The sequence below is a fragment of the Rhodothermus bifroesti genome, from assembly GCF_017908595.1.
In the GTDB taxonomy this organism is placed as follows: Bacteria; Bacteroidota; Rhodothermia; order Rhodothermales; family Rhodothermaceae; genus Rhodothermus; species Rhodothermus bifroesti.
Genome location: NZ_JAGKTL010000002.1, coordinates 225,006 through 244,054, shown reverse-complemented (window position 1 = coordinate 244,054; position 19,049 = coordinate 225,006). Strand labels below are relative to the sequence as shown.

The window sequence follows — 19,049 nt, the reverse complement described above, 5'->3', positions numbered from 1 at the left end:
GGCGTACATGCCCTGGCTCTGCGCCGCTTTTGGCCTTATCTTGTGGGCATGGCAACCTTAACCTCCAAACGCCGCCGCAAAAAGCAGGCTGCGTCACAAAATCGCAAGCCGCGGATCACGCCAGAGCGCCGGCGCGAACTACTGGGGTTGGTGCTCATGGTGCTGGCGCTGCTGCTTACGCTGGCACTGATCAGTTACCATCCCAGCGACAATGCCTTGGCCCGCCACTTCTCACTGCAAGCCGCGCTCGACCCTGGAAACAACCGAGCCGAAAACGCCCTGGGCCTGGTAGGGGCTACGTTGGCCTACGTATTCGTTGCACAGCTTTTCGGCTACCCCTCCCTACTTTTTACCAGCCTATTGCTTGCTTGGGGCTACGCAATCTTTCGACGCCGCCACGCGCGAAAACTGGCGTTTCTTTCTGGGTTGTTCCTTTTGCTCATGCCCCTCCTGTCTGCTGCCTTTGGATGGCTGACGGTGGTTTTCGAATTTGACCTGTATGCTTGGAGTGGCCGTCTGGGACTTGCCCTGGCTGGCTGGATGCACCAGCTGTTTGGCACCATTGGTTCGCTTTTACTGCTGCTTCTAGGATTCACTTGCATCACGCTGCTGCTGATCGACCACGACCTGCAGCGATGGTTCGACCGCCTCGAGGACCTCACGGGCAGGGCCTGGGTGCAAATACGCCAGCACTGGAGGCAATGGCAGCACCAACGTGCCCAGCACACTGCTCGTCCTCCCCAACCAACCACCCCAGAACCTGAAACGCGACCAACCCCACCCCCAACGCCTCCACCTCCTACTATAGCCGCCATCCCCCGACACGAATTGCTACGTACACTCCTTCACGGTGCAGAACCTCCCGCTACTTCGGAGCCGACGGTGCCAGCAACACCCCCAAGTGCTGAGCCTACGCTCACCATTCGCCAGCGTATCGAAGAAGAACGCGCCGACCCCATCGAACGTCCCCAAGAAAGCCTCGACGCCGACTTCCCCTATACGCCACCCCCACTCGATCTACTCGACGGAGCGGATCAGCCAGAACGGACAATCGATTACGAAGAGCTGGAAGAAAACAAACGCACGCTGCTAGAAAAGCTCAGCACCTACAACATCCAGATCGCCTCAATCAACGCCATTGTCGGCCCTACCGTCACCCTCTACGAACTCACGCCGGCACCAAGCGTCAAGATCAGCAAAATCACCTCGCTGTCCGACGACCTGGCCATGGCCTTGGCTGCCCCAGGTATTCGGATGATTGCGCCCATTCCCGGCAAATCGGCCATCGGCGTAGAAATTCCCAACCGGCGGCGCGAGCTGGTCCGCGTCCGCGACGTTATTGGCACAGCCCGTTTTCGGGATGCCCAAATGGAGCTGCCCATCGCTTTAGGAAAAACCATTGAGGGCGAAGTCTTTATTCAAGACCTGACGCGCCTGCCCCATTTGCTGATTGCAGGATCAACCGGCTCGGGCAAATCCGTCGGGCTCAACGCGCTCATTACGGGATTGCTCTACGCTTGCCATCCGGCTAACCTCAAGTTCGTGATGATCGACCCCAAAAAGATCGAGCTCCAGCAATACGCAGCTGTGGTCGATCACTTTCTGGCGCTGCCCGAAGGCGCTGAAGACCCGATCATTACCGACGTATCGCAAGCGCTGGGCGTGCTCAAAAGCTGCGAGCGCGAAATGGAGTTGCGCTATGACCTGCTCTCTAAAGCCGGCGTGCGCAGCATCAAAGACTACAACCGACGCCTGAAAGAAAACACCCTTTCCCCTGAGGAAGGCCATCGCCACCTGCCCTACATCGTAGTGGTGATTGATGAGCTGGCCGACCTGATGATGACCGCAGGCAAAGACATCGAAGGACCCATTGCCCGCCTGGCCCAAATGGCCCGAGCCGTAGGCATCCACCTCGTGCTGGCTACGCAGCGCCCCTCGGTGGATGTCATTACGGGTTTGATCAAGGCCAACTTTCCTGCACGCATCGCCTATCAAGTAGCTACCAAAGTTGATTCACGCACCATCATCGACCAAAATGGGGCTGAAGGCTTGCTTGGCAATGGTGATATGCTCTTCATGATGGGAAGTCAACTGGTGCGCTTGCAGGGACCTTTTGTTTCGATCGACGAAGTTGAACGCCTTACGCGCTTTATCGGTGAGCAGCCAGGCCCTGGTCCCTACTGGCTGCCGCTTGTCGAAGAAACGCGTTCAGACGAGCCTGCCCCCGACGAAAACGAAACGCACGATGAACTTTTTGAAGAAGCGGCACGGATTATCGTGCGCAGCCAGCAGGGATCGGTCTCGCTCCTACAACGCCGCCTTTCGATTGGCTATACCCGTGCAGCCCGCATCATCGACCAGCTGGAAGCTGCCGGCATTGTAGGTCCGTTTGAAGGCTCTAAGGCCCGCCGCGTGCTGGTGCAAAGTGAAGCTGAACTAGAGGCGATGCTTCGCTCACTTCGTTCAGCGTCCTAAAGTCGCATTCAACCTACTTTCCCAGACCCTTTGCAAAAAGCCAATTGCCTAGCGCATAGACTGCCCGTATTTTTGCGCAGGTCTTTACCCATTGTTGTCTTCAACGACCAACCCAGGCCATGCCTACCCAGTGCATCCCAGTTATCGGCATTCTTGGTGGGGGCCAACTGGGTCGCATGACCGCGATGGCTGCCTTGCGCATGGGTTTGCAGGTGCGCTTTCTTGTGCCAGAGCCTACAGGTTCGGCCGAATCGCTTGGCGAGACGATGGTAGGTGACTGGCAGGATCCGGCCGTGTTGCGCCACTTTGCCTCGGGCTGCACCGTGGTAACCGTTGAAAGCGAATGGGCACCAGCTGATCTGCTAGAACCTGTCCTCCCCAAAGACACAGCACTCTGGCCTAAGGCTGAAACGATCAAGTGGATTCGGGATAAAGGAACGCAAAAGCGTGTGCTGGCAAAAGCGGGTTTACCCCTTCCGGATTTTGCTTGCTGCACTACGCTAGAGGAAGCCCTTGCTGCCGCAGAGCGACTGGGGTACCCGGTCGTACTCAAACGCTATCGCGGTTCTTACGATGGCTATGGCAACTTTACTGCCCACACCCCCGAAGCATTGGCCAACGGCTGGGCGCGCCTGGCTCAAGCAGACGGCCTGCTGGTAGAGGCCTGGGTACCGTTCGTGCGCGAACTGGCCGTTTTAGTGGCCCGAAGCCCTAGTGGTCAGGAAGTGCTCTACCCTGTGGTCTACACCGAACAACGCGAGCATCGCTGCTACCTGGTGCAAGCACCTGCCGATGTACCTGACGCCGTGGCTACGGAAGCACAACGCCTAGCACGTGCTGCTGTCGAAGCCATAGGCGGTGTTGGCATTATGGCTGTAGAGTTGTTTGAGCTGAGCGATGGGCGTCTCCTCATTAACGAACTAGCCCCGCGGCCACATAACACCGGCCATTACACGATCGAGGGGTGCTACACGTCGCAGTTTGAAAACCACGTGCGCGCCATCTTAGATTGGCCGCTAGGATCGCCCGAGCTGCGAGAGCCTGTAGCCGTTATGGTCAATATCCTCGGTCAGCGACGTAGTGACCAACTGGATCTCAGCGGCCTCCCCGAGGCGCTACGCATCCCGGGTGTCTTTATCCATTTGTATGGCAAAACGGCTGTGCGGCCAGGACGTAAAATGGGACATGTGACCGCTACCGGCCGCGACGCCAACGAAGTGCGACATCGGGCCGAAACAGCAGCCTCCCTGATTGCGACACGGCTATAACCACCCTCGCATTATGCCTTCTTCACCTAACCCACTGGTAGGAATTGCCATGGGCAGCGAATCGGACCTGCCCATCATGGAAGAGGCCACTACGGTGCTGGAAGCCTTCGAAGTGCCTTATGAGATCCGGGTGCTTTCGGCCCATCGCACTCCCCATCACATGCTCGAATATGCCCAGACGGCCCATCTACGTGGCCTGAAGGTGCTCATTGCCGGCGCCGGTGGAGCTGCTCACCTACCGGGTATGCTCGCCTCGGCTACCCCATTGCCGGTCATTGGGGTACCGATTCCTACGCGGCATCTGCAAGGCCAGGACTCCTTGCTTTCGATCGTCCAGATGCCTGGAGGCGTACCTGTCGCTACCGTTGCCATAGGGCAAGCCCAGAATGCCGCCTTGCTGGCGGTTCAGATCCTGGCCACGGGCGATCCGGCCTTACTCGAGCGCCTACTGGCGTACAAGCGAGCGTTGATCGAAAAAGTCGAGCAGATGGACGCCCGTGTCCAGGCGCGCTTTAGGCCCCAAGAATGATTTAGGCAGGCTGCTCGGCTTCGTCCCAGATAATCCGTGCAAAGCGCCGCTTGCCCACCTTCAGCACGAAGGGTGCGCGCTGGGCCAGATCAATGACTAGCCGCTCATCGGTTACCCGCTCCCCATCAATTGAGACTGCATTTTGCCGCACCAGACGCCGGGCTTCGCTGTTAGAACTAGCCAAACCCGCCTGTGTTATGAGGTTGAGCAGCCCAATGCGCGTGCCTTCGTCGGGTACAGGTCGGAATGGCTCCAAATCTTCAGGCACCTCACCCCGGATGATCGTCCGCTCAAAATGCGCGCGGGCCCGATCCGCAGCTTCCGCGCCATGGTACATGCGAACGATCGTCCAGGCTAGCTCGTGCTTAGCATTTCGCGGGTCACGTTCGGCAAAAGCTCGCTTTTCGGGAAGGGCTTCAGTGGGGACATCGGTCGCCAGCTCAAAGTAACGATAGATGAGATGGTCCGGGATCGAAAGCACCTTGCCGTACATTTCCTCGGGCGGCTCTGTAATCCCAATATAGTTGCCCAGCGACTTGGACATCTTTTCGACGCCATCGGTCCCTTCCAAAATGGGCATCAATAAGCACACCTGGGGTTCTTGGCCATAGGCCTGCTGAATATCGCGCCCCACGAGCAAGTTAAAGCGCTGATCGGTGCCCCCCAGCTCGATATCGGCTTGGATCTCGACAGAGTCCATAGCCTGCGCCAACGGATAGAGAAACTCGTGAATGCTGATCGGCTCACCCATGCGGTAGCGTTTTTCAAAGTCGTCGCGCTCCAGCATACGCGCCACCGTGTACTTAGCAGCCAGTTCGATCACCGCCCGGAAAGTCATCCGATCCAGCCATTCTGAATTATAGCGGATCTGGGTACGTTGGGGATCCAGGATCTTGGCTGCCTGCTCAAAATAGGTACGGCCGTTAGCCCGAGTCTCTTCAAGTGTCAGGGCCGGACGCGTTTTGGAACGTCCCGTGGGGTCGCCAATCATGGCGGTAAAGTCGCCGATGATCAGCACCGCTTGATGCCCAAGATCCTGAAACTGTCGCAGCTTACGCAGCACGACAGCATGCCCCAAGTGCAGGTCTGGACGGCTGGGATCGCAGCCTAACTTGACCACGAGAGGCTTGCCGGTCTGATAAGAGCGCTGCAGTTTTTCAACCAGCGCCTCTTCCGGGATGATTTCGACAACGCCGCGTCGAATTTGGCGCAGTTGTTCTTCTACAGGAGGGAAGGACGGCATAAAACTTCTAGGGATTTTGGATTATCCACGACGACCTTTAAGCACCCGTTCCAAGCGTCGCTGGGCTTCGCGCTCGGCAATGTCTGCCCGGCGGTCATAGAGCTTTTTCCCTCGGGCAAGGGCAAGCTCAACTTTGGCCTTACCTTTTTTGAAATAGATGCTCAGCGGAATAATGGTATAGCCTTTTTGCTGCGCTGCCTGCGTCCAGCGCAAAATCTCACGCCGATGCATAAGCAGCTTGCGCGGCCGCAAGGGATCGTGGTTATCATGTGCGCCGGTGTGCCGATACGGCGAAATATGACAGTTGTAAAGATACATTTCGCCATTTTCTGGAGCGCAATAGGCGTCTTGCAGGTTCACGCGGCCTTCGCGTAGCGATTTAACTTCGGTGCCCTTCAGCGCTAATCCAGCTTCAATCGTTTCTTCAATGTGGTACTCGTGGCGCGCCTTACGGTTGGTAGCAACAAGCTTGATAGGATCGGCCATAGCATTGAAGAACCTTAGAGCAGGGGCACCTCGTCTTCGTCTTCCTCTTCGTCTTCCTCGTCCTCTGGGATCGTGTAAAGAGGCAGGTCAGGGACCTCGTCGGTAATCTGGAAATAAAACAGGTATTCGCGCAACTCAGTCAAACTAGCCATCGCAAGGTCATCAAAACGGAGTCTCAGGTTTTCTAGAAAGTAGGTATAGAGCTCAGGAATGGTCTCACGGGCTCGGGCCCACACGTCGCGTTGCTCGTCGGCAGCTTTGGCTAGTCGGCGCAGAGCCTTTACCAGTGCTGGAGAACCCTCGCCTTTACGTACAGCAAAAAGGCCCCAAACCATAGGGTAATTAGCCAGTTCGTACCACTCCTGTCCTAAATCAAGCACCAGAGCACTGGTTTGTAGCGTGGGGGCATCATTACCCACAATGAGGCAAGCGTCTTCATCGCCAGCCAGCAATTCTTCACGCGTGGCACCCTCGTAGGCTACAGGTTGAGGCGTTTGGTTGTAGTGCTCTTTCAGCACGACTTGCGCGATAAACGCTTCCTGGGCGTAGCGTGGATCGAGCGCCAACGTCTCGACTTGTAGAAACCCTTGGCGAAGCACCAAACGGGCATAAGGATGCTTCCAAGAAGAAAGGGCTACAGCAGGTAGCGCATCGACCTGATCGTTGTGCAACAACACGTCAAGCGTTGGGAGCAGCGCCACATCCACTTCACCGCCAAGCAGCTGTTCGAGCGCCTGGTACGACCGACAACGGGTAACTGCAAAGGGCAGCCGTACTGAAGCCAAGCCCGAGACGAAAAATTCTGCCGGCAGTAGATCCCAAACAGCTAAATGTATCATAGCGATGTTTTAGGCAGGTGTCCTTCGAGGTTGCTGCCAACAAAAACCGCCGTCCGGCAACTTCCGGTCGGCGGCCTGCTGAGCCCAACCCAAGGGTTTAAACGCCGGCTGGGGGCCAGAGCTCCGTTAAGCACCTGATTCCTCTTCGCCAGGCACGTAGCGTTTTTCCTTGATACGTGCAGCTTTGCCTTGGCGCTGCCGCAAATAGTAGAGCTTGGCACGCCGCACGTGCCCCCGACGCACAACCTCGATCTTGGCGATCTTGGGGGAATGCATGGGAAAGATACGCTCCACGCCTACACCGTTCGAGATCTTGCGAACAGTGAATGTCTTGCGTGCACCGCTGCCCCGAATGGAGATCACCACCCCCTGAAATTGCTGAATGCGCTCTTTGTCCCCCTCGATCACGCGTACGTGCACGTTAACCGTATCGCCAGGGCTAAACTCCGGGATGTCATCCCGAAGCTGCGTAGCCTCTACAAGGCGAAGGATCGCATCCGACATAACCTTTCTCCGTTTTATTCGTCGTTTGTTGTCAGCTCTAGTTTTTCAAGCAAATCTGGGCGACGTTGACGCGTCTTTTCTAGACGTTGGGCCTCGCGCCAGGCAGCAATGCGCTGGTGGTCGCCTGAAAGCAGCACCTCGGGCACAGCCATCCCCCGATAGACCGCCGGCCGCGTGTAAACCGGCGCATCGAGCAAACCGTCCTGAAAGGAATCAGAAAGCGCCGAGCTTGCATCCCCTAGCACGCCAGGAATCAGGCGCACAATTGCGTCGACCACAACCAGTGCTGGCAGCTCACCACCACTAAGCACATAGTCGCCAATAGACAGTTCCATGGTAACCAGCGCATCGCGCACGCGCTGATCTACTCCCTTATAGTGCCCAGCAAGCAGAATCAGCTGCTGGCAAAGCGAAAGCCGCGTGGCCAGCTCCTGAGTAAAGACCTGGCCGTCGGGCGTTAGATAGATCACTTCGTCAATGGTTTGGCCTTGGCGGGCGGCTTCGGCCTGGATGGCTTCGATGCAGCGAAAAATGGGCTCAGGCTTAAGCACCATCCCACTGCCGCCCCCGTACGGATAGTCGTCAATTTGCCGATGCCGGTCGGTGGTGTAATCGCGCAGATCGTGCACCCGAATGTCCACCAAGCCGCGCATCCGGGCTCGGCGCAAGATGCTGTATTCCAAGGGTCCCCGAACCAAGTCGGGGAAAGCGGTCACAATATCGATACGCATCGCCCCTCCTCCCAACAATCGTCACGGCAATAACCCTTCTATTAAACGCACCACAAGCCGCCGACGCTCAAAGTCTAGCTCACGGACAAAGGCTTCAACCCCAGGAATAAGCGCCTGCGGGCGGCCCGGCCGTGTCACCACGTAGATCAGGTGTGCCGGCATTTCTAGCACCTCGGCCACGGTACCCACGATCTCCCCCACCTCGGTCTCTACCTGCAGCCCAATCAGATCATGCAGGTAAAATTCTCCTTCCTCTAGCGGGGGCAGGTCGCTGGCACGCGCATACACCCCCTGTCCCCGAAGCGCCTCAGCAGCGTCTCGGTCTGCGATGGCCTCCACCTGCAGTAGGACCAGCAAGCCACGGCGCGTAGGCTGGTACTGCACCTGCTGTACCCGTAGCGGACGCGCTTCAGCTGCCGAGCGCCCCAGGTAGACGACTTCCAAATGCTCAAAGCGTGTTGGATCGTCGGTCTCGGGAATCACCTTAAAGGCACCCCGAACGCCATGCGCACGTACAACATAGCCCATGCGCAGCAGGTCATCTGGGCCGGTTGCCATGGCCTCCCTACGATCCGCTTTGCCCCGATCAAATTATTCAGCACCCTGCTCTGGATGCTCAGCCGATGCCTCAGCAGCAGCCTCTGTCGGTGCGGCCTCCTCTTGCACCTTTTCAGCAGCTTTACGCGCCTCAGCCTCAGCCTTCTTGCGCGCCTGCTCAGCCTCTAAAGCAGCAATGCGCTGCCGCTCAGCTTCGAGCGCTGCGCGCTTTCGATCGGCTGCAGTCACCTTGGCCTGCGCTTGCAGCTTGGCGTAGCGCCGAGCCCGATGCTCCGCCACCGCCTTTTGGATTTCCTCTTCTGGAACACCCCTACGCCGCAAGTGCAGCGCCAGCAACACCCCTTCGCGCCGAAGAATGCTTTCAACCGTCTCGGTAGGCTGCGCTCCTTTTTCGAGCCAATAAAGCACGCGATCTAGCTTCAGCTCAACGTGCGAAGGCTCCTCCAAAGGCCGATAACGCCCCAGATCTTCAATAAAACGACCATCGCGCGGCGCCCGTGCATCGGCTGCAACAATGGCAAAAATCGGAAGCTTCTTCCGACCCAATCGACGCAAACGTAATTTGACCGCCATATCGTTCTCAGCTTAGGCTTATTTTTTTCAACAGTTACATCCGTCCACCCAACAACGCCCGAAGGTCGATAGCCCGCCCCTTGCCCATAAGTTTAGACATCGACTTCATCACCTTTTTCATCTCCTGAAACTGGCGCAAAAGCTGATTCACGTCGCTCACCTCCAAGCCACACCCCCGCGCAATACGCCGACGACGGCTGGCATCAATGATTTCCGGATGCCGGCGTTCCTCCGGCGTCATCGACAAAATAATGGCTTCAATATGCTTGAAGGCTTCATCGTCTATCTCCACATCCTTAACCTGACGGCCAAGGCCCGGAATCATACCGACCAGCTCGCGAATCGAGCCCATCTTTTTGATGCGCTGGAGCTGTTCGTAAAAATCCTCTAGGTTGAAATCAGCCGAGCGCAGCTTACGCTGAAGTTTTTCGGCCTGTCGGGCATCATACTGCTCCTGCGCACGCTCAACAAGCGAAATGACATCGCCCATGCCTAGAATGCGCTGCGCCATGCGGTCTGGATAAAACGGCGTGAGCGCATCGAGCTTTTCGCCCGTTGAGGCAAACTTAATGGGCTTGCGAACCACCGAGCGGATCGAAAGCGCTGCCCCGCCACGCGTGTCGCCATCGAGCTTGGTCAGCACGACACCATCAAAGTCCAACCGCTCATTAAAGGCTTTAGCTGTGTTGACCGCATCCTGCCCGGTCATGCTGTCAACCACAAACAGGATTTCATGCGGGCGAACCGCAGCTTTGATCTGCTCAACCTCCCGCATCATTGCTTCGTCAATGTGCAAGCGGCCGGCGGTGTCGATGATCACAATATCCCGCGCCGTGCGTCGCGCTTGTGCCACAGCTTCGCGGGCTACGCGAACGGCATCCTGCACCACGCGGCCGTCTTCCTCAAGCGCATAGACAGGAACGGGAATGGTTGCCGCTAAGGTTTTGAGCTGCTCAACAGCCGCTGGCCGGTAAACATCAGCAGCAGCCAATAAGGGCGCGTGACCTTTCTTTTTAAAATAATGAGCCAGCTTAGCGCAGAAAGTCGTCTTCCCCGAACCCTGCAAACCCGCCACCAAAATAATGGTTGGGGGCTGCTGGCTTAGCTTGACGTCGACCTGCTCCGCACCCAAAAGCTGCACCAGCTCATCGTAGACAATCTTTACAAGCTGCTGCCCTGGAGAAACCGAGGCTAGGACTTTGGTGCCCAGCGCCTTTTCTTTAACGCGTTCGGTAAACTCCCGCGCCACTTCATAGTTAACATCCGCCTCAAGCAGCGCACGACGGATCTCGCGCATCGTCTCAGCGATGTTGAGCTCCGTAATGCGCCCTTGTCCGGTAACCGACCTTAGCGCAGCTTCCAGCTTTTCGGTAAGACTCTCAAACATGGTGCAGCCCCTGCCCTCGTTGCAGGAAGGCAAAAATAGGGTTTTTACGTCCGATGTGCAACGCGCAAGCAGCCCCTAAGATCACCGCAGCATGGCCCCAAGCATATTATTCCGTAGGATTTTCACGACTGCGCAGCAGGTCGACCGTTTCGACAGCATGTCGCAAATGCGGGATCACGATCGATCCTCCTACCACGAGCGCAATGTTCATGGCATCATCGAGCTCTTCGTCGCTAATACCCAGACGCACGCAGTTGATCAAATGGTAGTCGATGCACTCGTTGCAGCGCAGCACCATAGAAGCAACCAAACCCAGCAACTCCTTGGTGCGCCGGTCCAGAGCACCATCATGGTAGGCTGTTTCGTCTAAGTGAAAGAACCGTTTGATGCCCAAGTGGTTTTTTTCAAAAATGCGACGATGCATGCGCTCCCGGTAAGCCTCAAAGGCGGCAATCCGGTCAGGCGGCATAGCTGAAGCTTCCATGTTTACAGGCTTTTTTTGGGGTGGAAACGATAGCAGCACAGCGTAAAGCAGCGCTTCGTGAGCGTTTTCGGGCGTTTCGCATGAACCTAAGCGCCGAGGCCCATCAAGCCTGCAGCCAGGCTATGGTACATCACCTTATGCAGCTTCCTGAGCTTTTGCAGGCCCAGACGGTGATGCTCTACTGGCCGCTGCTGGAACGCCGGGAGATCGACCTGCGCCCACTTGCTTTTTGGCTCTGGGAACGCGGCGTGCAAGTGGCGCTGCCGGTTGTGGTATCGACAGCGACAGGTACGCCAATGCTGGAAGCCCGGCGTTTTCAGACAATAGCGCAGCTGGCCACCGGCCCATGGGGGTTGCAAGAACCCTATAATACCCCTCGCGTTCCACCAGAAACACTCGACGTCGTGCTCGTACCCGCCTTAGGTGCCGGCCGCAATGGCTATCGCCTTGGTTACGGCAAGGGATATTACGACGCCTTTTTACGCGGTCTTGCTGCTTGTACCATCTGTCCAGTATACGCTGCATGCTTGGTTGACTTTGTTCCGCCCGAGGCGCACGATGTGCCTATACGTATTTTGGTGACAGAACACGAAATCCTCCGCCTGCCGTAACTTCCCTAAAGCTCATGCGTACCAATGCATGGGTACTGCTAGAGCGGCTACAACCCAAGCCCTATGACAACCCATATGCAACAACAGCCTTTGCGCTCAGAAACCAATCCAACCGGAACGCTTGAGCTGGAGCAACTGTCGGATGAGGAACTGGAGCGGCTTCTGTTTGCGGAAGAAGCGGCAGCTGCGCGCAACGAGTCCATATGGAATTTGCCCACCCTGGTAGGACTCTTGCTCCTCCTTGTAGGAACGCTTTACGTACTCCAACAACTTGGGTTGTGGGAAGGCATAGATGTAAGCGTACTGGCGGGATTTTTACCCTGGGTAGCTGGCCTTTTGATTATACTTATCGGGTTTGGTCTACTCTCCTGGCGGCCGCGCCCCAGGAAGCCACGTAAGCGGGCCTCTAAGAAGCCTTTTAGCGAGTTGTTTGAGCCGTCTAAGAAAATTTTTGAAAACCTAAGCGCTACGCTAAGCACCTCTGCCGAAAGTGCTGCCTCAACACTAGAGCAAGTAGGCAAAAAACGACTCCGAAAGTCGCGCGACCGAATGATTTCGGGCGTATGCGGCGGCATCGCGGAATACTTTAACGTCGATCCTACACTGGTTCGGGCAGCATTTGTGCTGGGCGCTATTTTCTCGAGTGGCTTTCCATTTATCGTGCTGTACCTGATTTTGGCTTGGATCATGCCCAATCCAGAACCGCTTGAGGATCCAAAGGACAGCACGCCGCACATTACCATCCGGCCCGACTAGACCCCGAGCGCCGAAACCTTTACCCATTCTGCAGCGTGTATAGCTTGCTTTTGAGCCCCAAGGCAATCCGCAAAAGCTTCAACGACGCGCACTTGCCCTAGAGGGGTCAAGTGCAGTAGCTTGCAAGCCGCTTCTATTGGTCCGGTAGTTCAGTTGGTCAGAACGCCGGCCTGTCACGCCGGAGGTCGCGGGTTCGAGTCCCGTCCGGACCGCTTTTGAAAGCCCGGTTTTTTAGGACCGGGCTTTTGTTTTATCTCCACAGCGTGACGGTCGCTATCCGTTCTACGGTATTTAGGGTACCGTTGCATTTCGCCTCAGACGAGCTTTAAAATCACCCATTCGGGTGATTGCGCAGCGAAAAACGTCGGCCTACTTTTGTACATAGGCAGGCTTATCCACCTAGGCCGTCTTGCCAACTGTCAAAGGGCCTTTGACCATGCAACGGTGCTCTTCTATGCTAGCTGCTTGCCTTTCGTTGCTGCTGGTAAGTTATGGGTGCAAAGATAAATTGCCCCAACTCTCCTGGGGAGAAGGCGGGGGGTTTACAGGAGCACAGCATGGCTATACGGCCTATGCCAACGGGACGGTTGAGGAATGGTCACAATGGCCTGGTCAAAGCCGCCAGTCACAAAAAACGTGGAAATTGAACTCTGCGCAACAGCAAACCTTACAAACCCTCTACCAACAGCTTCAAGCCTTACCTCCTTACACAAACTGGGCCAACTACACCCGTTTTATTACGCTCTATCTACAGCAAGACACGCTGCACTGGGCATGGGAGCCTTCCGACACGCAGGCTACTGCCCGCACTCTTCAGAACCTTTACGATAGCCTTAACCAAAGTCTGCAGCAGCAGCCATGAAGCGCATCTTCAGGTGGCTTTTCCTGGCAGGAGTGTTTTTTATCATGCTTCCCCTTCAGGCGCAGCCTCTGAAACAAGAGAAGCGCCCGCTCCCGCCCTTACCTCAACGCCTAGATTTTCCCCTGATTAGAACTCCTCAGGAGCTCCAGCACGTGTTGCGCCCCTCGCAGGGCTCTCTGTTGCGCTACGGCCGTCCCGTAGGCAAGCTGTCACTGAAACCACTGCCAGCCAAAAAGTCGCCTCGGCTGCAAACCCTTGAAGGTCCCAAGCTTTACCGCGCACCCAACGGGACTGTCCGTTGGATGCTCGGAAAATTGGAACAGATAGCTAGTAAACGCCCTCAAGACGCCGCCCTCCAGGTTGCTGACTTTCTCCATCGACATCGCTGGCTACTGCGGCTAGAGGATCCCAAAGCGGAGTTGAAACTTCAAGAAATCAGCCAAGATGCGCTGGGCTACACCCATCTGCGCTTTGCACAACACTACCGAGGCTATCCCATTTGGGCTAGCGAGCTGCGCGTGCATTTAGACGCCAGCGGCCAGATTTATGCGCTTAACGGGGCTTACGAGCCTACCCCTACGGGTCTATCTGAGCTTACACCCCACCTCAAAGCTACCGAAGCCTACGCGCAAGCCACCCATGACCTACGCCAAAAAGGGCGCTGGCGCACACCTAGCCCAGCACTCCGCGAGGCGTTAAAGCTCGACGAAGCTGAGCCCCAGCTTGTGCTGTTTCGCCACAACGAACTCGGGTGGCGGCTGGCCTATGAAGTAGACATTCGCCCTAATTGGTTAGAGCGCTACACCTATTTGATCGATGCCCAAACAGGTACCATCTTGCACAGCTTTGCTACGCACTGCACGCTCAAACCCCTCGAAGCGCATACCCTTCCCGATGAACCTAAAATCACCGTTGCTGCACCTTTTGCCCTGCAGGGCAGCTTTGTTGATGCCCAAGCGCAGGATGTGCTTGGCAATAGCCGAACGCTTCGGGTCTATCATGATCCGGATTCTGGCTACTACATGATTTGGGATTTGCCTTCGCTGGACCTCTCTGCCTCGCGTCTACCCAGAGAACCCAAAGGCGGGGCCGTCGTGCTCAATGCCCAAAATCAAGACCTCAGCTCCAATACCAATCTTAGCCAAGTAAGCTCACCCAACAATACCTGGACCGACCCTGTGGCAGTCTCAGCCCACTGGAACCATTACCTGGCGTTTACTTTCTTCCGCACACACTTCAATCGCAATGCTATCGACGGTCAAGGCGGCACCCTGCTCTCCGTGGTTCACGTCACCTATGGCGGCCAGCCTATGGATAACGCCTTCTGGAACGGCCGCGTCATGGCCTACGGAGACGGGAATAGAGAGTTTCTTCCTCTAGCTGGCAATCCCGATGTTGGCGTGCATGAAATGGCGCACGGCGTGATCGAACACACTGCCAACCTGGTCTACCAATTCCAGCCAGGCGCGCTAAACGAATCCTTTGCCGATGTCTTTGCCGCTTTGGCTACAGGAGACTTTTTGCTCGGTGAGGGCATCGTTCGGCCAGAGACCGGTAAGCGAGCACTGCGCGACCTAAAAAATCCTAATGGCGATCACGTCCTAAGCCGCCAACCTGCACACATGTCGGCATACCTTAACCTGGACATCACCCAAGACAACGGTGGCGTACACATCAACAGCGGCATTCCCAACCGAGCCGCCTCCATGATCATTGAACAAATCGGCCCAGAAAAAGCTGGCCAGATCTACTACCGGGCCTTAAGCCAATACCTGACGCGCAATAGTCAGTTTGGCGACTTGCGGCAGGCCATTGAACAATCTACACGTGACCTCTACGGAGAGGGAGCAGAATTGCAAACCGTACGCCAGGCCTTTGATGCTGTTGGCATCACTTTGGACGTTGGCCAAGGCGGCAACCCCGGAAACGACCTGCCGGCTCCTCAGGTCCAAACTTCGCTGATTTTCTTTGTACTCTGGGATCCTTTTGGATATCAGTACGCGGGAGAAATCGGTGTCCTAGATCTTACCCAGCCACAAAACCCCCAGCTAGCTCTGATTGATGCTGTCCAAGCACGCTTTACCGAACTTGAAAACGGAGCGCTGGACGTGGCCCAACTCTCAGGCACGCGCGATGGCCGCTCGCTTTGGTTTGTTGACGCCAATGGCCAGCTTACCGCCATCGACCTTACAAGCGGCCAAATCTACAGCTTCGACTTTTACCTAAGGGAGCCGGGCGATCTGTGGAATGCCTCGATCAGTCCAGATGGTAGCGTAGCTGCAATCGTCTCTGCTTATGAAAATGACCCCACGCTGTACTTTTGGAATGGTGAGCAGGTCTTCCAGCTTCCGCTGGAGCCTACCAGCACGATGTACGTGAAGGTTAAAACCATCGCCTTCCCCGACGTAGTTAACTGGTCGCCCAACCCAGCCCTTCCACGCATTGTGTTCGACGCCCTGAACCGCATGCAGCTCGGCGGTCAACCCATGAGTTACTGGTCAGCCTACGAGGTGGACTTTGCGCAAAACTTTGAGATCTACAGCCTTATTCCAGCACAGAATCCCCAGATTAGCATTGGGAATCCGATGTACTTTCCGACCAATCCGGATGTGATCGCCTTCAACGTGGTGATCGGCGACACAGCCGATGTTGTGCTCCTCGACTACGAGCAAAAACGCCTGTTGGCCTTAGGTTTCCCCGAACGCACCGGTGGACAGGTGATTGACCCCTTGCGTCCTTGCTTTTCTCCCGACGGAAGGCTGCTCATGGTGACCAGCCCCAGTAAAGGATGGCTCGTGTTCGATGATACGCAGCAATTGGGCTTTATCGACATTAGTCAAATTTTTGGTGGCGTGCCCTTCAATGCCGTATGGCTAGGCCAGCTCGGCCAAGACCGCCAAAACCGACCGCCTGTTGCGGTCTTGCGGGCAGATTCCACCGTAGGCCTTGCTCCTTTGACGGTCACGTTTGATGCTTCGGCTTCTTCAGATCCCGACGGGGATAGCTTAACCTTCCGCTGGGAATTTGGCAACGGAGCTACCGGCAGCGGCCAACGTACAACGCATACCTTCCAATCTCCGGGCAGCTACACCGTCCGCCTTTACGTTGTTGATCCTTGGGGTGCCGTGGGCCGCGACTCTGTTACGATTGAAGTGCGCCAGACGCTCAGCGACGCCTCCCCATGGCCTGCACTACCGGAACAGCTGACGCTGAAAGCCTGGTATCCGCATCCTGTGCGGCAAAGCCTTACGCTGCAGATCGGCGTGCCGCAGGCAGGAACGTTATGGATTCAAATTTACGACGTCTTAGGCCAGGAAGTATGGAACCAGACTCTTGAGGCCGCACGCGGCTGGCAGCAAGTCGTGCTTTCGCTGCCCAAACTAGCAGCTGGTGCTTACCAGCTCGTGCTGCGCCAGGCGAGCCATCAGCTCAAGCGCACGGTAATCATCGCGCCCTAGTCGGCAACCGTCTTGCGCAACAAAGCGCGCTTGATCGGGTTTTTGAAGTTGCAGAGCTTCATCATCCCGATCAAAGGACGGAGATGCCGCGTCAGACCGTCACACGTGCTCCATCGGTAACCGATGGACAAGCGGCACCAGGATTTGCAGTACCGCGGGCCACCCGCCCTCGTTCTGTACCACCTGGCCAACCCCTCAACGACCCTCGGCTTTACTTCAACCGGGAGCTCAGCTGGATCGATTTTAACTGGCGCGTGCTTGCCCAGGCGTTTGATGCTCACGTTCCCCTGCTAGAGCGCGTGCGCTTTTTGGCGATCACCTACACTAATCTCGACGAGTTCTTTCGCAAGCGTTACGGTGGCCTTAAGCGCCAGGAAGCGGCCGGTGTACGCCAGCGTTCACCCGACGGCCGCACCCCCTCGGAACAACTACAGCTCATTCGAGAAGCCATTCGTCCTATGTACGACGCCATGTACCAGCTCTGGCGTGAAGTGCTGCGTCCAGCACTAGCTCGGGAAGCTGGCGTCTATCTCCTCGACTACACAGACCTATCCGCCAAGCAGCGCGTGCAGCTTAGCCAGTACTTCAGAGAAAAAGTCTTTCCTGTACTTACCCCCTTGGCCGTCACGCCTGGCCAACCGTTTCCGTTGATTGCCAACCTTAGCCTGTCGATGGCCGTTTTGCTGCGGCATCCCCAGCAGGATACCGAATATTTTGCCCACGTCAAAATCCCAACCGACCGAGGCCGTTGGGTCCCTTTAGACGCACCGCTGCATTTTGTGCCCTTGGAAGAGGTTGTGCGCCACCACCTACACGAGCTGTTCCGCGGGATGGAAGTCTTGGGTGCCTGGACTTTTCGCATCACACGAAATGCCGACGTGCTGCGTGCCGAAGAGGAAGCCGAAGACCTGATCGCCATGATCACCGAAGAACTGCGGCAGCGGCGCTTTGCCCCCGTAGTGCGCATGGAGTTGGAAAAAGACATGCCGCCGACGGTGCGACACCGCCTAATGGCTGAGCTTGAACTCAGCGAGGCAGATCTCTACGAAGCCAACGGTCCACTTAACTTGGGCGACTGCGCAGCACTGGCCGAACTTGACTTACCCAACTTCAAATACAAACCCTGGGAGCCTGTCGTCCCCATGCTCTTGCTGCAGGAAACAGAAGGCCGAGAACGTCGAATGCTTTTTGACCTGCTCCGACAGCGCGACGTGCTCGTGCATCATCCTTATGAATCGTTTACGGCCACGGTGCAGCGCTTTCTAGAAGAGGCTGCCAGCGATCCTCACGTACTGGCCATCAAACAAACGCTCTATCGCACCTCAAGCGACTCCCCGATTATGAAAGCGCTCATGCGCGCTGCCGAACAAGGCAAGCAGGTGGCCGTACTGGTCGAGGTCAAAGCCCGTTTCGACGAAGAAAACAACCTAGAATGGGGTCAGCAGCTCGAGCGAGCTGGCGTGCACGTCACCTACGGCGTAACCGGTCTCAAAACCCATGCAAAAGTGAGCCTCGTAGTGCGGGAAGAACCCGACGGCCTGCGTACCTACAGCCATATCGGTACTGGAAACTACAATCCAGAAACCGCTCGGCTATATGCCGACTTGGGATTCCTGACCAGCCAACCTGCCATCGGGCACGACCTGGTAAACCTCTTTCATTTTCTAACAGGCTACGCGCCTGAACAGCACTACCAAAAACTGCTCGTTGCTCCACGCAACCTGCGACCAGCCCTTGTGCAGCTGATTCGGGACGAGGTTCACTATCAAGAACAGCAGGGCAACGGTCGGATTATCGCCAAAATGAACGGCCTTGACGATCTCGACCTTATCCAAGAACTCTACCGAGCCTCTCAGGCCGGCGTACCTATCGACCTAATCGTACGCGGCCCTTGCCGCCTGCGACCAGGACTCAAAGGCTATAGCGAAACCATCCGCGTACGCAGCATCGTTGGCCGCTTTCTCGAACACAGCCGCATCTACTACTTCCACCATGGGGGCACACCACGCTTTTACATCGGCAGCGCCGACTGGATGCGGCGCAACCTAGACGATCGGGTCGAAGTGCTGGTCCCTATCGAAAATCCTGCACTGCAGCAACAACTCTTGCGCATCTTGCAGTGGGCCTTAGAAGACGCTTATACTGCCTGGGAACTCCAGGCCGACGGCCACTACCTTCGCCGCTCTCCGCCGCCTGGCACCCAACCTCTGGGCTTTCAAGAACGCCTGATGCAGTGGGTCTGCCCCCACTTGCTCGAAAGGGCTAAACCACCTTTGGAATAAGGT

The 19,049-nt window shown here is 56.6% G+C and carries 17 protein-coding genes and 1 tRNA gene; 9 read left to right on the top strand and 9 right to left on the bottom strand.

The window, feature by feature from the left end; translation table 11 throughout:
- Window positions 1–48: 48 nt before the first annotated feature.
- The 3 genes from J8E65_RS04770 (at window position 49) to purE (ending at window position 4,272) form a co-directional block, all read left to right on the top strand.
- Entirely contained in the window at window positions 49–2,475 is a 2,427-nt protein-coding gene (locus J8E65_RS04770) for an FtsK/SpoIIIE family DNA translocase (RefSeq protein WP_210374259.1), read from the top strand.
- A 119-nt stretch (window positions 2,476–2,594) separates the two neighbouring features.
- On the top strand, window positions 2,595–3,743 hold the full coding sequence (locus J8E65_RS04765; protein WP_210374258.1) for a 5-(carboxyamino)imidazole ribonucleotide synthase: 1,149 nt from the start codon (window positions 2,595–2,597) through the stop codon (window positions 3,741–3,743).
- Between the two features lie 13 nt (window positions 3,744–3,756).
- Window positions 3,757–4,272: a 5-(carboxyamino)imidazole ribonucleotide mutase gene (gene purE / locus J8E65_RS04760; protein ID WP_210374257.1), complete on the top strand. Its 516-nt coding sequence runs from the start codon at window positions 3,757–3,759 to the stop codon at window positions 4,270–4,272.
- Between the two features lies 1 nt (window position 4,273).
- Here purE and tyrS read toward each other — a convergent pair whose 3' ends face one another.
- The 9 genes from tyrS to J8E65_RS04715 form a co-directional block, all read right to left on the bottom strand.
- A complete protein-coding gene (gene tyrS, locus J8E65_RS04755) occupies window positions 4,274–5,515 on the bottom strand; it encodes a tyrosine--tRNA ligase (protein WP_210374256.1) in 1,242 nt (413 codons plus the stop codon).
- A 21-nt stretch (window positions 5,516–5,536) separates the two neighbouring features.
- Entirely contained in the window at window positions 5,537–6,001 is a 465-nt protein-coding gene (gene smpB, locus J8E65_RS04750) for an SsrA-binding protein SmpB (protein WP_210374255.1), read from the bottom strand.
- A 14-nt stretch (window positions 6,002–6,015) separates the two neighbouring features.
- Window positions 6,016–6,840, bottom strand: coding sequence for an MqnA/MqnD/SBP family protein (locus tag J8E65_RS04745; protein WP_210374254.1), 825 nt, complete (start codon window positions 6,838–6,840; stop codon window positions 6,016–6,018).
- Window positions 6,841–6,966: 126 nt separating this feature from the next.
- Window positions 6,967–7,344, bottom strand: coding sequence for a 50S ribosomal protein L19 (rplS, locus tag J8E65_RS04740; RefSeq protein WP_210374253.1), 378 nt, complete (start codon window positions 7,342–7,344; stop codon window positions 6,967–6,969).
- 14 nt (window positions 7,345–7,358) lie between these two features.
- Entirely contained in the window at window positions 7,359–8,075 is a 717-nt protein-coding gene (gene trmD / locus J8E65_RS04735) for a tRNA (guanosine(37)-N1)-methyltransferase TrmD (RefSeq protein WP_210374252.1), read from the bottom strand.
- A 21-nt stretch (window positions 8,076–8,096) separates the two neighbouring features.
- Window positions 8,097–8,633, bottom strand: a complete 537-nt coding sequence (gene rimM, locus J8E65_RS04730; RefSeq protein WP_210374251.1) for a ribosome maturation factor RimM — start codon at window positions 8,631–8,633, stop codon at window positions 8,097–8,099.
- Between the two features lie 33 nt (window positions 8,634–8,666).
- Window positions 8,667–9,206, bottom strand: coding sequence for a 30S ribosomal protein S16 (rpsP, locus tag J8E65_RS12655; RefSeq protein WP_210374250.1), 540 nt, complete (start codon window positions 9,204–9,206; stop codon window positions 8,667–8,669).
- Window positions 9,207–9,240: 34 nt separating this feature from the next.
- Window positions 9,241–10,593 carry a signal recognition particle protein gene (ffh, locus tag J8E65_RS04720; RefSeq protein WP_210374249.1) on the bottom strand — a complete coding sequence of 451 codons (1,353 nt, stop codon included), beginning with the start codon at window positions 10,591–10,593 and terminating at the stop codon, window positions 9,241–9,243.
- A gap of 106 nt (window positions 10,594–10,699) precedes the next feature.
- Complete coding sequence (locus J8E65_RS04715; RefSeq protein ID WP_210374248.1) at window positions 10,700–11,077, bottom strand: carboxymuconolactone decarboxylase family protein; 378 nt, start codon at window positions 11,075–11,077, stop codon at window positions 10,700–10,702.
- Between the two features lie 20 nt (window positions 11,078–11,097).
- Between J8E65_RS04715 and J8E65_RS04710 the strand changes: the two genes are divergently transcribed.
- From J8E65_RS04710 to ppk1, 6 genes are all read left to right on the top strand, one after another.
- Window positions 11,098–11,688 carry a 5-formyltetrahydrofolate cyclo-ligase gene (locus tag J8E65_RS04710; RefSeq protein ID WP_341481741.1) on the top strand — a complete coding sequence of 197 codons (591 nt, stop codon included), beginning with the start codon at window positions 11,098–11,100 and terminating at the stop codon, window positions 11,686–11,688.
- A 63-nt stretch (window positions 11,689–11,751) separates the two neighbouring features.
- Complete coding sequence (locus J8E65_RS04705) at window positions 11,752–12,444, top strand: PspC domain-containing protein (protein ID WP_237181668.1); 693 nt, start codon at window positions 11,752–11,754, stop codon at window positions 12,442–12,444.
- Between the two features lie 138 nt (window positions 12,445–12,582).
- Window positions 12,583–12,656: transfer RNA gene (locus tag J8E65_RS04700), tRNA-Asp, on the top strand.
- 224 nt (window positions 12,657–12,880) lie between these two features.
- On the top strand, window positions 12,881–13,306 hold the full coding sequence (locus tag J8E65_RS04695) for a hypothetical protein (protein ID WP_210374247.1): 426 nt from the start codon (window positions 12,881–12,883) through the stop codon (window positions 13,304–13,306).
- On the top strand, window positions 13,303–16,764 hold the full coding sequence (locus J8E65_RS04690; protein WP_210374246.1) for a M4 family metallopeptidase: 3,462 nt from the start codon (window positions 13,303–13,305) through the stop codon (window positions 16,762–16,764). Before J8E65_RS04695 ends, J8E65_RS04690 begins: the two co-directional genes overlap by 4 nt.
- Window positions 16,765–16,847: 83 nt before the next feature.
- Window positions 16,848–19,046 carry a polyphosphate kinase 1 gene (ppk1, locus tag J8E65_RS04685; RefSeq protein WP_210374245.1) on the top strand — a complete coding sequence of 733 codons (2,199 nt, stop codon included), beginning with the start codon at window positions 16,848–16,850 and terminating at the stop codon, window positions 19,044–19,046.
- The last annotated feature ends 3 nt before the right edge of the window (window positions 19,047–19,049 follow it).

Coding starts and splice junctions, on each gene's coding strand:
- purE (WP_210374257.1), top strand. CDS start 3,757: ATGCCTTCTTCACCTAACCCACTGGTAGGAATTGCCATGGGCAGCGAA.
- J8E65_RS04765 (WP_210374258.1), top strand. CDS start 2,595: ATGCCTACCCAGTGCATCCCAGTTATCGGCATTCTTGGTGGGGGCCAA.
- J8E65_RS04715 (WP_210374248.1), bottom strand. CDS start 11,077: ATGGAAGCTTCAGCTATGCCGCCTGACCGGATTGCCGCCTTTGAGGCT.
- J8E65_RS04745 (WP_210374254.1), bottom strand. CDS start 6,840: ATGATACATTTAGCTGTTTGGGATCTACTGCCGGCAGAATTTTTCGTC.
- rpsP (WP_210374250.1), bottom strand. CDS start 9,206: ATGGCGGTCAAATTACGTTTGCGTCGATTGGGTCGGAAGAAGCTTCCG.
- J8E65_RS04695 (WP_210374247.1), top strand. CDS start 12,881: ATGCAACGGTGCTCTTCTATGCTAGCTGCTTGCCTTTCGTTGCTGCTG.
- rimM (WP_210374251.1), bottom strand. CDS start 8,633: ATGGCAACCGGCCCAGATGACCTGCTGCGCATGGGCTATGTTGTACGT.
- smpB (WP_210374255.1), bottom strand. CDS start 6,001: ATGGCCGATCCTATCAAGCTTGTTGCTACCAACCGTAAGGCGCGCCAC.
- trmD (WP_210374252.1), bottom strand. CDS start 8,075: ATGCGTATCGATATTGTGACCGCTTTCCCCGACTTGGTTCGGGGACCC.
- J8E65_RS04690 (WP_210374246.1), top strand. CDS start 13,303: ATGAAGCGCATCTTCAGGTGGCTTTTCCTGGCAGGAGTGTTTTTTATC.
- rplS (WP_210374253.1), bottom strand. CDS start 7,344: ATGTCGGATGCGATCCTTCGCCTTGTAGAGGCTACGCAGCTTCGGGAT.
- J8E65_RS04770 (WP_210374259.1), top strand. CDS start 49: ATGGCAACCTTAACCTCCAAACGCCGCCGCAAAAAGCAGGCTGCGTCA.
- J8E65_RS04705 (WP_237181668.1), top strand. CDS start 11,752: ATGACAACCCATATGCAACAACAGCCTTTGCGCTCAGAAACCAATCCA.
- tyrS (WP_210374256.1), bottom strand. CDS start 5,515: ATGCCGTCCTTCCCTCCTGTAGAAGAACAACTGCGCCAAATTCGACGC.
- ffh (WP_210374249.1), bottom strand. CDS start 10,593: ATGTTTGAGAGTCTTACCGAAAAGCTGGAAGCTGCGCTAAGGTCGGTT.
- ppk1 (WP_210374245.1), top strand. CDS start 16,848: ATGCCGCGTCAGACCGTCACACGTGCTCCATCGGTAACCGATGGACAA.